15 protein-coding genes are annotated in these 14,159 nt (G+C 69.9%); 8 read left to right on the top strand and 7 right to left on the bottom strand.

The annotated features are described in order from the left end of the window. Positions 1-154 precede the first annotated feature (154 nt). A complete protein-coding gene (locus ACFXK0_RS09945) occupies positions 155-814 on the bottom strand; it encodes a cyclodeaminase/cyclohydrolase family protein (protein ID WP_379409645.1) in 660 nt (219 codons plus the stop codon). Between the two features lie 152 nt (positions 815-966). Between ACFXK0_RS09945 and ACFXK0_RS09940 the strand changes: the two genes are divergently transcribed. After that, a complete protein-coding gene (locus tag ACFXK0_RS09940) occupies positions 967-2,004 on the top strand; it encodes an LLM class F420-dependent oxidoreductase (protein ID WP_379409643.1) in 1,038 nt (345 codons plus the stop codon). 79 nt (positions 2,005-2,083) lie between these two features. Here the strand turns inward: ACFXK0_RS09940 and ACFXK0_RS09935 are convergent, their stop codons facing one another. Beyond that, positions 2,084-2,419 carry an STAS domain-containing protein gene (locus ACFXK0_RS09935; protein ID WP_379409642.1) on the bottom strand — a complete coding sequence of 112 codons (336 nt, stop codon included), beginning with the start codon at positions 2,417-2,419 and terminating at the stop codon, positions 2,084-2,086. Positions 2,420-2,508: 89 nt separating this feature from the next. Next, positions 2,509-3,996 carry a SulP family inorganic anion transporter gene (locus ACFXK0_RS09930; RefSeq protein ID WP_379409641.1) on the bottom strand — a complete coding sequence of 496 codons (1,488 nt, stop codon included), beginning with the start codon at positions 3,994-3,996 and terminating at the stop codon, positions 2,509-2,511. Positions 3,997-4,137: 141 nt separating this feature from the next. Between ACFXK0_RS09930 and ACFXK0_RS09925 the strand changes: the two genes are divergently transcribed. Genes ACFXK0_RS09925 through ACFXK0_RS09915 form a run of 3 tightly spaced genes read left to right on the top strand, consistent with a single transcriptional unit; the run spans position 4,138 to position 6,364 of the window. Next, complete coding sequence (locus tag ACFXK0_RS09925; protein WP_379409639.1) at positions 4,138-4,617, top strand: cation:proton antiporter regulatory subunit; 480 nt, start codon at positions 4,138-4,140, stop codon at positions 4,615-4,617. Positions 4,618-4,677: 60 nt separating this feature from the next. Next, positions 4,678-5,160 (top strand): cation:proton antiporter regulatory subunit, encoded by a 483-nt coding sequence (locus ACFXK0_RS09920; protein WP_379409638.1) that lies wholly within the window; start codon positions 4,678-4,680, stop codon positions 5,158-5,160. A gap of 10 nt (positions 5,161-5,170) precedes the next feature. Then, positions 5,171-6,364 carry a cation:proton antiporter gene (locus tag ACFXK0_RS09915; RefSeq protein ID WP_379409637.1) on the top strand — a complete coding sequence of 398 codons (1,194 nt, stop codon included), beginning with the start codon at positions 5,171-5,173 and terminating at the stop codon, positions 6,362-6,364. A gap of 44 nt (positions 6,365-6,408) precedes the next feature. Here the strand turns inward: ACFXK0_RS09915 and ACFXK0_RS09910 are convergent, their stop codons facing one another. Both ACFXK0_RS09910 and ACFXK0_RS09905 read right to left on the bottom strand, forming a co-directional pair. After that, on the bottom strand, positions 6,409-7,062 hold the full coding sequence (locus tag ACFXK0_RS09910; RefSeq protein WP_379409635.1) for a response regulator: 654 nt from the start codon (positions 7,060-7,062) through the stop codon (positions 6,409-6,411). Further along, the gene (locus tag ACFXK0_RS09905) at positions 7,059-8,078 is read right to left on the bottom strand and encodes a histidine kinase (protein ID WP_379409634.1); all 1,020 of its coding nucleotides are present in this window, start codon (positions 8,076-8,078) and stop codon (positions 7,059-7,061) included. The genes ACFXK0_RS09910 and ACFXK0_RS09905 overlap by 4 nt, the downstream gene beginning before the upstream one ends. A 176-nt stretch (positions 8,079-8,254) precedes the next feature. Between ACFXK0_RS09905 and ACFXK0_RS09900 the strand changes: the two genes are divergently transcribed. Genes ACFXK0_RS09900 through ACFXK0_RS09890 form a run of 3 tightly spaced genes read left to right on the top strand, consistent with a single transcriptional unit; the run spans position 8,255 to position 10,313 of the window. Then, positions 8,255-8,530, top strand: coding sequence for a hypothetical protein (locus tag ACFXK0_RS09900; RefSeq protein ID WP_379409632.1), 276 nt, complete (start codon positions 8,255-8,257; stop codon positions 8,528-8,530). Positions 8,531-8,559: 29 nt separating this feature from the next. Next, positions 8,560-9,018, top strand: a complete 459-nt coding sequence (locus ACFXK0_RS09895; protein WP_379409631.1) for a CBS domain-containing protein — start codon at positions 8,560-8,562, stop codon at positions 9,016-9,018. Between the two features lie 11 nt (positions 9,019-9,029). Continuing rightward, positions 9,030-10,313 (top strand): SLC13 family permease, encoded by a 1,284-nt coding sequence (locus ACFXK0_RS09890; protein ID WP_379409630.1) that lies wholly within the window; start codon positions 9,030-9,032, stop codon positions 10,311-10,313. Here ACFXK0_RS09890 and hutG read toward each other — a convergent pair whose 3' ends face one another. Together hutG and hutI are read right to left on the bottom strand one after the other, a co-directional pair. After that, positions 10,314-11,228 (bottom strand): formimidoylglutamase, encoded by a 915-nt coding sequence (gene hutG / locus ACFXK0_RS09885; protein ID WP_379409628.1) that lies wholly within the window; start codon positions 11,226-11,228, stop codon positions 10,314-10,316. Between the two features lie 7 nt (positions 11,229-11,235). Beyond that, a complete protein-coding gene (gene hutI, locus ACFXK0_RS09880; RefSeq protein ID WP_379409627.1) occupies positions 11,236-12,411 on the bottom strand; it encodes an imidazolonepropionase in 1,176 nt (391 codons plus the stop codon). Positions 12,412-12,587: 176 nt separating this feature from the next. Between hutI and hutH the strand changes: the two genes are divergently transcribed. Then, complete coding sequence (hutH, locus tag ACFXK0_RS09875) at positions 12,588-14,153, top strand: histidine ammonia-lyase (RefSeq protein WP_379409625.1); 1,566 nt, start codon at positions 12,588-12,590, stop codon at positions 14,151-14,153. Positions 14,154-14,159 lie beyond the last annotated feature (6 nt).

Genomic DNA, 14,159 nt, shown 5'->3' with positions numbered 1-14,159 from the left:
CTCACTCGTAGGCGGACACCAAGTCTAGGCGGCCATGATCAACTCGACCTATCGAAGTGATAACGGCCGACCGGCCCATCGGTGTGTCGTCTTGTGTTCGCCCAGGTGAGGGAATCGAAATATCGTTCCCAGTTCGTGTTCGGCGCGGTGGGGGTCAGCCGCGCACGGCGTGCAGGACGTCGCCGTGCAGGGCGTCGGCGCGCGCGGCGACGGTGTCCACGCGCAGCAGCGCGGCGGCGAACGGGTCGCCGAGTTCGGCGGGCAGCGAACCGACATTGATCTCGATATTGAGCTGCGAGCTCATCGCCGCGGCGCGGGCGGCGTCGGCGGCGGCACCGATGTCGGTGACCACGTTCGGGTTGCCGATCGGGAGCAGTTCGGCTGCCAGCGACAGGATCTCGTCGGCCTCGTCGACCACCGCGGCCGGCACCCGGGCCGCCTCCACCAGCGCGGCGTTGATCGCGGCGGTGCGGGCGGCGATCTCGGCGTCGGTGTCCTTGGGCAGCTTGTAGGCGGCGCCGACCGCGGTGAACGCGGCGGCGTCGGCGTCGGCCAGCGCCAGCGCGCGCCCGAGGGCGGCGTCGGCGGCCTCGATGATCCGGTCGACGACCGGCTTGTGCTCGGCGTCCTTGGCCCGGGTGGTGTAGCGCGCCACCATCGCCACCAGCGCGGCGGCCTGGGCGGCGTGCAGCGCGGCCACCGCGCCACCGCCGGGTGCGGGCACCTTCGCGGCCAGCTGCGACAGATACTGCTCGAGGGTCACCGAACCGAAGGAGGGGGCGATCTGCTGCGGCGATACGGTGGGCTGCGACACGACGGGGTGACCTTTCGATGCGGCGAGAACTGCGAGGGGTATTCGCCCCCAACGCTACCGGGTGCCCGGCCGGTAACCCCGCGCGACCAGCGGGTGTACCGACAGACCGACCGGTCGGGGACGGTGCCGTGGCCGGGGCTATGTTGGGTGTCATGCGCATCGGATTGAGCATCAACTATTCGGGCGGTTTCAAGGAGGTGGCGGCCGAGGTCGCCGACCTGGAACGCGCCGGACTCGACATCGTCTTCGTGCCCGAGGCGTACTCGTTCGACGCGGTCAGCGCCCTGGGCTTCCTGGCCGCCCGCACCGAACGGGTGCAGCTGGCCTCGGGGATCCTGCAGCTCTACACCCGCACCCCCAGCCTGACCGCGATGACCGCGGCCGGCCTGGACTTCGTCTCCGACGGCCGGTTCATCCTCGGCATCGGCGCCTCCGGGCCACAGGTGATCGAGGGCTTCCACGGCGTGCCCTACGACGCCCCGATCGGGCGCACCCGCGAACTGGTGGAGATCTGCCGCAAGGTCTGGCGTCGCGAGAAGCTGAACTACCAGGGCAAGTACTACCAGATCCCGCTGCCCGCCGAGCGCGGCACCGGTCTGGGTAAAGAGCTCAAGCTGATCAATCATCCGGTGCGCGAGAACATTCCGGTGCTGCTCGCCGCACTGGGGCCCAAGAACGTGGAGCTGGCCGCCGAACTCGCCGAAGGCTGGCAGCCGATCTTCTTCCTGCCGGAGAAGGCGCAGGACGTGTGGGGCGACGCGCTCGCCGCGGGCAAGGCCAAGCGTGATCCGGCGCTGGGCGAGCTGGAGATCTTCGCCGGTCCGCCGCTGGCGATCGGCGAGAACGTCACGCCGCTGCTGGAATTCGTCAAGCCGCACCTGGCCCTCTACATCGGCGGCATGGGCGCCAAGGGCAAGAACTTCTATCACACGCTGGCCACCAAGTACGGCTACGGTGCGGCCGCCGACCGCATCCAGGAGCTGTACCTGGCCGGGGACAAGCAGGCCGCCGCGCAGGCGGTGCCCGACGAGCTGGTCCGCGACGTGTCGCTGATCGGCACCGAGAGCTTCGTCAAGGAGCGCGTCGCCGCGATGGCCGAGGCCGGTGTCACCACCCTCAATGTCACGCCGCTGGCCGAGAACGCGGCGGGCCGGGTCAAGCTGATCGAGCAGCTGCGCGGCCTCTGCTGAGACAGCGCGCGACGACGACGCGCCGCCGCCGGAACTGCTCCGGTCGGCGGCGCGGCGTCGTGGCTCGGGTCCTCGCCGGTCAGGACGAGAAGGAGGCCAGTGCGGCCGCCAGGGTGGTGTGCATCGCGAACACCTGATCCAGGCTGGTCATCTTCAGCTGACGGCTGGTGGCCGGCCCGTCGGCGACGACCGCGATCGCGGTGGTGTCGCCGGCGCGCTGATGGGCGGCGACCAGCGTCGCCATCCCCGCCGAGGCCAGGAACCCGACCGCGGTCAGGTCGATCACCAGGGCCGCCGGTTTCTCCGCCAGGATGGCGTCGATGGTGGCGTCCAGCGCGGGGGCGGTCGCCAGATCGACCTCACCGGTCACCGTGAGGACGGTGACGCCGTCGTGTACCGCCGTCGTGGTGGTCATCGTGTCCGTGAGTGGATACGCGTCTCCGGAAGAGTTGGTCACAACCCCACAACACACAAGTTCGCCCGAATACGCAAGCCGATGCCGGCTCACCGCGGGCCGGAATGCTCCGACAGGAGCGCGCGGCGGGCCTCGGAGGCGTCGTTGAGTCCGATGATCTCCACGCGTTTGCCCTTGCCGGCGTATTTGGTGACGATCGCGTCGAGCGCGGCGACGGTGGAGGCGTCCCAGATATGACTCGAGGACAGATCGAGCACGACGTGTTCGGGGTCACCGACGTAGTCGAACTGGTAGACCAGATCGTTGCTCGAGGCGAAGAACAGCTCGCCCCGCACCTGGTAGACCCGCACGTCGTCCTCGGCGCGCACCGGCACCACCTCGGTGAAGTGCGCGACCCGGTGGGCGAAGGCCACCATCGCGACCAGCACACCGACGACGACGCCATAGGCCAGGTTGTGTGTGGCGACCGTGACGCCCACCGTCACCAGCATCACCGTGGTCTCCGCGATCGGCATGTGCCGCAAGGTCTTCGGTGCGAGCGAATGCCAGTCCACCGTCCCGACCGCCACCATCACCATGACGGCGACGAGTGCCGCCATCGGGATCTGCGCGACCAGCCCGCCCAAGCCGACGACGAGCGCGAGCAAGAACACCCCGGCCAGCAGCGTCGAGATGCGGGTGCGCGCGCCGGAGACCTTGACGTTGATCATGGTCTGGCCGATCATCGCGCACCCGCCCATCCCGCCGAAGAACCCGGTCACCACATTGGCGACGCCCTGACCCCAGCCCTCGCGGGTCTTGTCGGAGTGGGTGTCGGTGATGTCGTCGACGAGCTTGGCGGTCATCAGCGATTCGAGCAGGCCGACCAGCGCCATCGCCAGCGCGAAGGGCGCGATCACGCGCAGCGTCTCGAGGTTCCACGGCACCGCGGGCAGTCCGAGGGTGGGCAGGCTCTCCGGTAGCGCGCCCTCGTCGCCGACATTCGGCACGTCCAGCGAGAACGCCATCGTCACCGCGGTCAACCCGACGATGACCACCAGTGGCGCGGGGACCGCGGTGGTCAGTTTCGGCAGCAGCACCAGCACCGCCAGCGCGACCGCCACCATCGGATACACCAGCCATCCCACCCCGATCAGATGCGGCAACTGGGCGAGGAAGATCAGGATCGCCAGCGCGTTGACGAACCCGACCATCACACTGCGCGGAATGAACCGCATCAGCCGGGCCACCCCGGCCACACTCAACGCGATCTGGAACACCCCGGCCAGCAGCACCGTCGCGACCAGATAGTCGATCCCGTGTTCGCGGGCGACCGGTGCGATCACCAGGGCCACCGCGCCGGTGGCGGCCGAGATCATCGCGGGCCGCCCGCCGGTGAACGCGATCGTCACGGCCATGGTGAAGGAGGCGAACAGCCCGACGCGGGGATCGACCCCGGCGATGATCGAGAACGAGATCGCTTCCGGGATCAGCGCCAGCGCGACGACGAGTCCGCCGAGCACTTCGGTCCGTAACCGGCGTGGGCTGCGCAGTGCGGTGAGGACTGGTCCGTCCCACCAGGAAGGCGAGGCGCCCATGTCGAACTCCGTTTCCGCTGAGGTGCCGGCCGGTCCGGCAGCCGACAACCCTAACCGTGCGTGCGGTGGGTGTTCCGGGCGGCCGGTTCGGGTAGCCGGGGTGGGGTCCCGGGCGAGGGGGTGCCGTCGTACTGTGTGGGCGTGAACATCGATGTGACGCCTCTACCGGGGATCGGCGTATGTAAGGACTTTCCGCTGGCGGAGGCTCGTCGGCGGATCGGCGTGATCGAGCACCGCGACGGTTCGGTCGATCTGGTGGTCTCGCGTCCGGGCGATTTCGACACCACCACCTCGATTCCGTTGTCGGTCACCGAGATCGGCGTGCTGGCCGGCCTGCTCGGCGCGCCCCAAGTGGTCCAGAAGACCCGCGACGTGCCCGGCGTGGCCGAGCTGTCCACCAGGCAGTTCGCCATCGATCGGGGCAGTCCGTACGACGGCAGGCCGTTGCGCGACACCGAGATGCGCACCCGGACGAAGGCTTCGGTTGTCGCGGTCGTCCGGGCGGGTGAGGTAACTCCCTCGCCGGGAACCGATTTCACCTTCGTCGCCGGTGATCTCGTCGTGGTCGTCGGCACCGACGAGGGCCTCGACGCTGCTGCGCGGTTGCTCGACCAGGGCTGACCGGGCGCATCGATAGTAAAGAGAAGGTAAGGTATTGCCTAGCTGAAGTTAGGTGATCCTATGAATGTAGATGTGACTTCCCTGCCGGGAATCGGTGTCCGGAAAGAATTTTCGCTCACGAAGGTCGACCGCCGGATCGGCATCGTCGACCATCGGGACGGCGGAACAGACCTGATCTTCACCAAGATCGGTGACTCCGACACGACCGTACAGATCCCGCTGTCCGATGCCGAGGCCCGCACGCTGGCCAGCCTGCTCGGCGCACCGCAGCTGGTCGCGCAACTGCGCGAAGAGCATCGCGAACTCGACGGAGTGAGCACCCGGTCGCTGCCGATCCCGCCGAACTCCCCGTTCGCCGGCAAACGCCTGGGCGACACCGAGATGCGGACCAGGACCCGTGCTTCGATCGTCGCGGTCCTGCGCGCGGGGCAGGTACTCGCCTCGCCGGGACCGGAATTCGGGTTCGTCGGCGGCGACGTGGTCGTGGTCGTGGGGACCAATGCCGGGCTCGACGCCGCCGCTTCGATCCTCTCCGGCGGCTGAGCCCGTGCAGATGACCGGAACAACGCTGGCATTGATCCAGCTGGGGGCAGTGTTCTTCGGATTGGGTGTGCTCGGCCGCATCGCGGCACGCATCGGCCTCTCACCCATTCCGCTCTATCTTCTCGGTGGCCTGGTCTTCGGCACCGGCGGCCTCATCGAGCTGCACGAGGTGGAGGACTTCATCCATCTCGCCAGCGAGATCGGCGTGGTCCTGCTGCTGTTGCTGCTCGGGCTCGAATACACCGCCGGTGAACTGGTCACCGGTATGCGCAAATCCTGGGTCGCGGGTCTGCTCGACCTGGTCCTCAACGCGACACCCGGCGTGATCGTCGCGCTCATGCTCGGCCTCGGGCCGACCGGCGCGATCGCCATGGCCGGTGTCACCTATATCTCGTCCTCCGGCATCGTCGCCAAGGTGCTCAACGACCTGGGCCGCCTCGGTAACCGGGAGACCCCGACGATCCTGTCGATCCTGGTGTTCGAGGACCTGGCGATGGCGGTCTACCTGCCGGTGCTCACCGCGGTGCTGGCCGGTGTCGGATTCGTGGCCGGGCTGACCACCGTGGGGATCGCGCTGGTCGCGGTGACGTTGGTGCTCGTGGTCGCGTTGCGCTACGGCAAATACGTCTCGGCGATCGTGGCCAGCGAGGACCGCGAGATCTTCCTGCTCAAACTGCTCGGCTCGGCGCTGCTGGTAGCCGGTATCGCCTCGGCGGTGCAGGTGTCGGCGGCGGTCGGGGCGTTCCTGCTCGGCATCGCGATCTCCGATTCCACCGCCCACGACGCGACCAAGATCCTCGAACCATTGCGCGACCTGTTCGCGGCGATGTTCTTCGTGCTGTTCGGCCTGAGCACCGACCCGGCGAGCATTCCGCCGGTGCTCGGCTGGGCGATCCTGCTGGCCGTGGTCACCACCGCGACCAAGATCGCGACCGGCTGGTGGGCAGCCAAACGCGCGGGCGCCTCGCAACTGGGCCGGGCTCGCGCGGGTACCGCGTTGGTGGCCCGTGGCGAGTTCTCGATCGTCATCGCGGGTCTGGCGGTGGCCGCGGGTGCGGTGCCCGACGGGTTCGCCGCGCTGGCCACCACCTATGTGCTGCTGATGGCGATCATCGGTCCGATCGGCGCGCGCGTCGTCGAGCCGGTCATGCGCCTGATCGTCGGCCGCAAGCAGGCCGTCCAGGTGGATCCGGTCTCGGAATGAGACCCCACCCCCGCGGCGTCGCGCCGCGGGGGTCCCGGTCGTGTTCACGGCTCGATCAACCCGGCGCGGATGGCGTATCTGGTCAGGTCGAGCCGGTCACGTAAACCCAGTTTCTGCAGGATGTTGGCCCGGTGCCGGTCGACGGTCTTGACGCTGATCACCAGCTCGGCGGCGATCTCGCGCGCCGAGTACCCCTCGGCGATCAGCTTGAGCACCTCCTCCTCGCGCGGGGTCAGGATCGTCTCCGGCAGCGCCGAGCCCTGCCGGGCCAGCTGGAGGTAGTCGCGCACCAGCGCGGTGATCGCACCCGGGTAGAGGAACGACTCCCCGCGCATCGTCGCCCGGCAGGCCTCGATGAGATCGCGGTCGGCCACCGACTTGAGCACGTATCCGGACGCGCCCGCCTTCAGTGACTCGAAGAAATACTGCTCGTTGTCGTACATCGACAGCATCAGGACGCGGACCGCGTGGTTGGTCCTGGTGATCTCGCGGGCGGCCTGGATGCCGGTCATCCGGGGCATGGCGATATCGAGGATCACCAGGTCGATGCTGTCGTCGGCGAGCGCGGTGACCGCGTCGAGCCCGTTGGCCGCCTCGGCGACGACGAGCAGGTCCGGCTCGTTGTCCAGGATCATCCGCAGCCCGCTGCGCACCAGCGCGTGATCGTCGGCGAGCAGGATGCGGGTGGGGGAGTTCACGCCGGAACCTCCTCGCGCCGGGCCGCGACCGGGATGACCAGCTCCACCGAGGTGCCGCCCGCGGCGGGGGAGGTGATGGTCAGGGTCGCGTCGATCAGCACGGCGCGCTCGCGCATGCCGCGGATGCCCGCGCCGTCCTCCACCGCGCCGCCGCGTCCGTTGTCGGTCACCTGCAGGAGCACGCTGCCGGGTCGCGGTTCGATCACCAGGGTCACCTCGTCGGCGCCGGCGTGGCGCGCCACATTGGTCAGGCTCTCCTGCGCCACCCGGTAGCAGACGAGTTCGATGTCGGGATCGAGTCGGCTCAGCGCCGGGTCGACCTCGCGGCGCACGGAAATGCCCGCCGAGCGGGTGAATTCGTGACACAGCGCGGTGATCGCGCTGGGCAGGCCGAGGTCTTCGAGCACGTCGGGCCGCAGCCGCGCGGCGATCCCGCGGACCTCGTCGAGGCAGCCGCGCACCGTCTCCTGCGCGGCCTCGACCTCCTCGCGCAGCCCGGTGGGCGCCCGGTCGACGACCCGTTTGAGCCGCAGCAGCGCCACCGTCAGGCTCTGGCCGATCTCGTCGTGCAGTTCGCGGGCGATGCGCCTGCGCTCGCCCTCCTGGGCGGCCAGTGCGGTGCCGCCGGCGACCGAGCGCTCCGATTCGAGCCGGTCGAGCATCGCGTTGAAGGTTTCGATCAGCTGGTGGAAATCACCGCTGGCGGGCCGGTCGACCCGGACCGCGCGCCGCGGCGGATCGACCCGGCGCATCGAGGCGACCAGCTCGTCGAGCGGCGCCAGGCTGGTGCGCAGCGCGACGGCGTTGGCGGTCAGGATCACCGCGAGCCCGATGACCAGCACCGGCACCTCGGTCAGCCGCAACCGGGCCGAGACGGTGGCCGGGGAGAGCGCGAGCACCAGCGTGCCCAGGGTGAAGATCACGCCGTTGAGCAGGCAGATCCGCCAGAACAGCGCCGTCACCGGGGTTCTGATTCGCTGCTCACGTCCTGCTCGCAGCGCTGCGAGACGGTTCATGCCACCAGCATGCTGGCGCTCCACTGATCTGTCCATGGGGTGCGACACCCATCGAACCCGCCGATCCCGGTACCGACCGGCCGCGGAGATGGGTGTCACGGCCGATGGTGGCTCCGACCGGCCCGGCACAGACTCGATGCACAGGCAATCGACCGTGCCAGGAAGGACCGCTGGGGATGGATATCGACCGGACGACGATCCCAGGAGCGGGCGTGCTGCACAGCTTCCGCACCCGCCGCGGCACCCGATTCGCCCTGCTGACCGAGTCGGCCGGCGACCGCCGCCTGCTCGCCTACCTCGAAGACAGCGACGAACCCGCGGTCGACATCGTCCTGGAGCCCGACGAGGCAGACCAGGTCGCCGAGCTGATGCACAGCAGCCCGCTCGGTGACCGGCTGGCCCGCGTGGAACAGCGGCTCGACCACCTGACCGGGAAGCGAGCCCACCGTTGAGCACAGTCGAATCCCCCCGGAGCCACGCCATGCGCGCACGCGATATCGCGATGAACCTGCCGACCGTCCGTACCAGCGATCCGGTCGCGCGGGCGGTGCGGTTGATGGTGGTCAACCGGCTGCCCGGGCTGATCGTCGTCGACGAGGCGGACCGCCCGGTCGCGGTGCTGCCCGGAACCCAGGTGCTGCGCCTGGCGATCCCGGCCTCCTATCAGGACGACCCGAGCCTGGTCCGCACCATCGACGAGGTGCACGCCGACCTGTTCTGGCAGGAACCCGGCAGCCTGACCGTCGGTGACTGCCTGCCCGACGGCGCCGCCACACCGGCCACCGTCACCCCCGACGCGACTCTGCTCGAGATCGCGATCCTGATGGCGCGCAAGCACAGTCCGCTCATCGCCGTGGTCGACCGTTCGCGTGTGCTGCGCGGCGCGATCACCCTGGAACGGCTGCTGACGAGCCTGGCCGTCGTCGGCCCCGGCGACTGAGGCTGTCGGCGATGGCCGCAGCCCTCGCCGTGCTGATCTTCGTGGTGGCCTTCTTCTTCATCGCCACGGAGAAAGCCGACAAGGTCAAGACCGTCCTGATCGCCTCGGGCCTGATGGCCGTGCTGGGTTTGATCCCCGGCGACGAGGTGTTCTTCTCCCCGCACGAGGGCATCGACTGGAATGTCATCTTCCTGCTGCTCGGGATGATGATCATCGTCGGGGTCGTCAAGCAGACCGGCCTGTTCGACTATCTGGCGATCTGGTCGGCCAAGCGGTCGCGGGGCAATCCGTACCGCCTGATGGTGATGCTCATGCTCATCACCGCGGTCGCCTCGCCGTTCCTGGACAATGTCACCATCATCATGCTGGTGGCGCCGGTGACGCTGGTGGTGTGCCGCCGGCTCGGTATCGCCGCACAGCCGTTCATCATCGCCGAGGTGCTGGCCGCCAATATCGGTGGCGCGGCCACGCTGATCGGCGATCCGCCCAACATCATCATCGCCAGCCGGGCGGGCCTGACCTTCAACGACTTCCTGATCCACATGACACCGATCGTGGTGATCACCTTCGTGCTGTTCGTCGCGCTGACCAAAGTGCTGTTCCGCTCCGCGCTGCGCGGTGACCCGGGGTCGGTGGAGGCGGTGATGGCGCTGCAGGAGCGGCGTGCGATCCGGGATCCGAAGCTGCTGGTCCGTTCGCTGATCGTGCTGGCCGGGGTGGTGATCGGGTTCTGCCTGCACAGCGTCGTGCACGTCGAGCCGTCGGTGATCGCGCTGGTGGGCGCCGGGGTGATGGTGCTGGTGTCGCGGCTGGATCTCGGCGACATCCTGCACGAGGTGGAGTGGCCGACGCTGGTGTTCTTCATGGGCCTGTTCGTGATGGTGGCCGGCCTGGTGCACACCGGGGTGATCGCGGCCATCGGCAACACCGCCACCGGGATCGTCGGCGACAACTTCTTCGCCGCCGCGACCGCGCTGGTCTTCGGTTCGGCTGTCCTGGGCGCGTTCGTCGACAACATCCCCTACACCGCGACCATGGCGCCGGTCGTCGAGGACCTCGTGGCCGGCGCTCCCGACCCGGCCACCGGTCAGTCGCTGTGGTGGGCCTTCGCCCTCGGCGCCGACTTCGGCGGCAACGGCACCGCGGTGGCGGCCAGCGCCAATGTGGTGGCGCTGGGGATCGCGGCCCGCGCCGGGCAGAAGATCACCTTCTGGCAGTTCACCAAGTACGGCATGCTGGTCACCTTGCTCAGCAGCGTCATCGCCTGGATCTATGTGTGGGTTCGCTACTTCTGATCAGCCGGCGCGCACATGCCCGGTGACCAGGCGGTGGATCAGCCGGGCCGCGGTGCGGGCGGTGCGGGCGTCGATATCGAGTTCCGGGTTGAGCTCGGCGATCTCGGCGACCGCCAGCACGCCACTGGCGGTGACCTGATCGCAGATCGCCTGGACGGTGGGCAGTGCGACACCGAATGCCGCCGGGGCGCTCACCCCCGGGGCGACGGCGGCGGGCAGCACATCGAGGTCGATGGTGAGATACAGCAGGTCGATCCCGGCCAGGAATTCGGTGACGAAGGCGGCGGCCCGTTCGGGTGCGCAGTCGTCGTCGAGCAGGTAGCGCACATCGAGCCGGTCGGCGGTGTCGAACAGGACCGTGGTGTTGCTGGGCTGGCTGATCCCGATCACGGCGTAGCGCACGTCGGCGTCGGATTCGAGGATCTGCCGGAACGGGGTGCCGGAACTGGCGACCGGATCGGGGCGCAGATCGAAGTGCGCGTCCAGATTGAGGATGCCGATCGTGGTGCCCGTGGTCCGGCGCGCCGAGCCCGCGACGCCCAGATAGGTACCGAAGGCGACTTCGTGGCCGCCGCCGAGGACCACCGGGAAGGCGCCGGCGTCCAGCAGCGCCGACACCGTCGCGCCGAGCCTGCGCTGTCCGTCTTCGAGTCGCCCGTCGGTCACCGTGACGGTGCCGGCGTCGTAGGCGCGCAGGGGAGTGGCCAGGGCCATCGGCGCCAGCGCGCGCCGCAGTGCGTCAGGTCCTGCGGCCGCGCCGGGACGGCCCTTGTTGCGGCGCACCCCTTCGTCACTGGCGAAGCCGACGAACACGCACGCTCCCGGGTCGCGGCCCGGTGTGTACGGCGCGACGGCCTGATGCCAGCGCAGATGATCGGCGGTGGCACCGTCTACGCGGCCGGTCCAGGCAGTCATCGCGGACTCACTTTCCCACCACGAGTACGCCGCCACGCCACACCCGGCTGATCAACGGGACACCGGGCCGGTAGGCCAGATGCAGATGCGAGGGAGCGTCCAGAGCGATCGCGTCGGCGCGCGCGCCCGGGGTCAGTACCCCGATATCGGTGCGGCGCAAGGCTTTCGCGCCGCCCGCGGTCGCCGACCAGACGGCTTCATCGGGGGTCATGCGCAGCTCGCGCACCGCCAGGGCGATACAGAACGGCAGGCTCGTGGTGTAGCTGGTGCCCGGATTGCAGTCCGCGCCCAGCGCCACCGTGACACCGGCATCCAGGAGTTTCCGCGCGTCCGGGTAGGCGTTGCGGGTACAGAAGTCGGCGCCGGGCAGCAGGGTGGCGACGGTGTCGCCGCCGGCGAGGGCGTCGATATCGGCGCCGGTCACGTGCACGACGTGATCGACCGACGCCGCGCCCAGCTCCACGGCCAGCTGTACGCCGGGGCCCTGGTGCAGCTGGTTGCCGTGCACGCGGGGCACCAGGCCGTGCGCGATCCCGGCCGACAGCACCGCGTGCGCCTGGTCCCGGTCGAAGGCGCCCTGCTCGCAGAACACATCGATCCAGCGCGCGTGCGGCGCGCACCGCGGGATCATGTCCGCGCACACCATCGCCACGTAGTCGTCGGCGCGCCGGGCGTACTCCGGCGGCGGCACGTGCGCGGCCAGCAGGGTCACCTCGTCGGTGTGGCGGCCCGCGATCCGTACGCTGCGCAACTCCTCGGCCACCGACTGCCCGTAACCGCTCTTGCATTCGACCGTGGTGCTGCCGGCACGCACCGACTCCGCGAGCAGGCGGCGCAGATTCGCGTCGAGCTCGTCGTCGCTCGCGGCGCGCGTGGCCGCGATGGTCGTGCGGATACCGCCCGCGCCGTAGGGGCGCCCGGCCATCCGGGCGGCGAACTCCTCGGCCCGGTCGCCGGCGAACACCAGATGCGCGTGCGATTCCACGAATCCCGGCAGCACCGCCCGCCCGCCGAGGTCGATGCCGATATCGGCGGCGGGGGCCGTGGCACTGTCACCGACCCAGCTCACCCGGCCGTCGGTGAAGGCGATCGCGGCCCGCCGACGCAGACCGAGCGGGCCGTCGCCGAGCGTGGGATCGTTGGTCACGAGGGTGCCGATATTGCTCAGCACGGTGGTGGGCACGGGCGTTCCTCCTGGCTGCGGGTGTGTGCGCCGAGTCACTTCCGGTATGTATATGCCTGTATAGCCTCCGCTCCTCGTCGAATCCGGGAGGTTGCTTGTGAACAAGCCTGCCGCTGTGCTGACGCGGGGGACTCACGGCCCGCCACCTTCGCGACCTTATTTCTGATGGGAGAACCATGGTGAGCATCGCAGCGGGGAACGCCGGTGCGGCGGTCGTCGTCGGTACCGGGCCGGTCACGCCCGAGGAGGTGGTGCGGGTGGCCCGCGCGGGCGCCGGCGTGCGGCTCGCGGCGGAGGCGTTGCGTGTGATCGGCGTGAGCCGGGCGCGGATCGAGGCACTGGCCGCCGACCCGAAACCGGTGTACGGGGTCTCGACCGGATTCGGCGCGCTCGCCGTGCGCCACATCCCACCGGAACTGCGCACCCAGTTGCAGCGCAGCCTGGTGCGTTCGCACGCGGCGGGCTCCGGCGCCGAGGTCGAGCGGGAGGTGGTCCGCGCGCTCATGCTGCTGCGCCTGTCCACGCTGGCCACCGGCCGGACCGGGGTGCGGCCCGTCGTCGCCGAGACCTACGCGGCGCTGCTGAACGCCGGGATCACCCCGGTCGTCTACGAATACGGCAGCCTCGGCTGCTCCGGTGATCTCGCGCCGCTGGCGCACGTGGCGCTCGCGGTCATGGGCGAGGGCACCGTGCGCGACGCCGACGGCACCCTGCTGCCCGCGGCCGACGCACTGGCCGCGGCCGGCATCGCGCCGGTCGAGCTGGCGGAGAAGGAGGGTCTCGCGCTGATCAACGGCACCGACGGCATGCTCGGCATGCTGGTGCTGGCGTGTCGCGACCTGCGCGATCTGCTCCGGCTGGCCGATGTCACCGCCGCCATGAGCGTGGAGGGCCTGCTCGGCACCGACAAGGTTTTCGCCGCCGATCTGCAGGCGCTGCGCCCGCAGCCCGGCCAGACGGTCGCCGCCGCCAATATGTCCCGGCTGCTGGCCGATTCGGCCATCGTCGCCAGCCACGCCACCCCCGACTGCACCGTCGTGCAGGACGCGTACTCGCTGCGCTGCGCACCCCAGGTCGCCGGCGGCGCCCGCGACACCCTCGCCCACGCCGAGCGGGTCGCCGGCTACGAATTGGCCAGTGCCGTGGACAATCCCGTGGTCACCCTGGACGGCCGCGTCGAATCCAACGGCAACTTCCACGGCGCCCCGCTCGCCTATGTGCTGGACTTCCTGGCCATCGTGGCCGCCGATCTGGCGAGCATGAGTGAACGCCGCACCGACCGCTTCCTGGACAAGGCCCGCAACCACGGCCTGCCGCCGTTCCTGGCCGACGACCCCGGCGTCGACAGCGGTCACATGATCGCCCAATACACCCAGGCCGCGCTCGTCTCCGAACTCAAACGCCTCGCCGCGCCCGCCTCCGCCGACTCGATCCCGTCCTCGGCCATGCAGGAGGACCACGTCTCGATGGGCTGGTCGGCCGCGCGCAAACTCCGCCGCAGCCTCGACGGCCTCACCCGCGTCCTGGCCATCGAGGCACTGACCGCGGCCCGCGGCCTGGATCTGCGCGCCCCACTCACCCCGGCCCCCGCCACCGCCGCCGTGGTCGCCGCCCTGCGCACCCGGGTCCCCGGCCCCGGCCCCGACCGCCACCTCGCCCCCGAAATCGAGGCGGCCGTCGAGCTGGCAGCGTCGGGCGCGCTGGTGTCCGCCGCGGAATCGGTGACCGGCCCGCTGGCCTGACCACCG

This window comes from Nocardia sp. NPDC059177, from assembly GCF_042755165.1.
GTDB lineage: Bacteria > Actinomycetota > Actinomycetes > Mycobacteriales > Mycobacteriaceae > Nocardia.
The sequence above is the reverse complement of the archived record's forward strand: the minus strand, read 5'-3'. Positions and strand labels throughout refer to the sequence as shown.

What these genes read in the sequence shown, in the direction of transcription:
- ACFXK0_RS09940 (WP_379409643.1), top strand. Translation starts at nt 967, where the DNA reads ATGCGCATCGGATTGAGCATCAACTATTCGGGCGGTTTCAAGGAGGTG.
- ACFXK0_RS09935 (WP_379409642.1), bottom strand. Translation starts at nt 2,419, where the DNA reads ATGACCACCACGACGGCGGTACACGACGGCGTCACCGTCCTCACGGTG.
- ACFXK0_RS09930 (WP_379409641.1), bottom strand. Translation starts at nt 3,996, where the DNA reads ATGGGCGCCTCGCCTTCCTGGTGGGACGGACCAGTCCTCACCGCACTG.
- ACFXK0_RS09920 (WP_379409638.1), top strand. Translation starts at nt 4,678, where the DNA reads ATGAATGTAGATGTGACTTCCCTGCCGGGAATCGGTGTCCGGAAAGAA.
- ACFXK0_RS09915 (WP_379409637.1), top strand. Translation starts at nt 5,171, where the DNA reads ATGACCGGAACAACGCTGGCATTGATCCAGCTGGGGGCAGTGTTCTTC.
- ACFXK0_RS09905 (WP_379409634.1), bottom strand. Translation starts at nt 8,078, where the DNA reads ATGAACCGTCTCGCAGCGCTGCGAGCAGGACGTGAGCAGCGAATCAGA.
- ACFXK0_RS09900 (WP_379409632.1), top strand. Translation starts at nt 8,255, where the DNA reads ATGGATATCGACCGGACGACGATCCCAGGAGCGGGCGTGCTGCACAGC.
- ACFXK0_RS09895 (WP_379409631.1), top strand. Translation starts at nt 8,560, where the DNA reads ATGCGCGCACGCGATATCGCGATGAACCTGCCGACCGTCCGTACCAGC.
- ACFXK0_RS09890 (WP_379409630.1), top strand. Translation starts at nt 9,030, where the DNA reads ATGGCCGCAGCCCTCGCCGTGCTGATCTTCGTGGTGGCCTTCTTCTTC.
- hutG (WP_379409628.1), bottom strand. Translation starts at nt 11,228, where the DNA reads ATGACTGCCTGGACCGGCCGCGTAGACGGTGCCACCGCCGATCATCTG.
- hutH (WP_379409625.1), top strand. Translation starts at nt 12,588, where the DNA reads ATGGTGAGCATCGCAGCGGGGAACGCCGGTGCGGCGGTCGTCGTCGGT.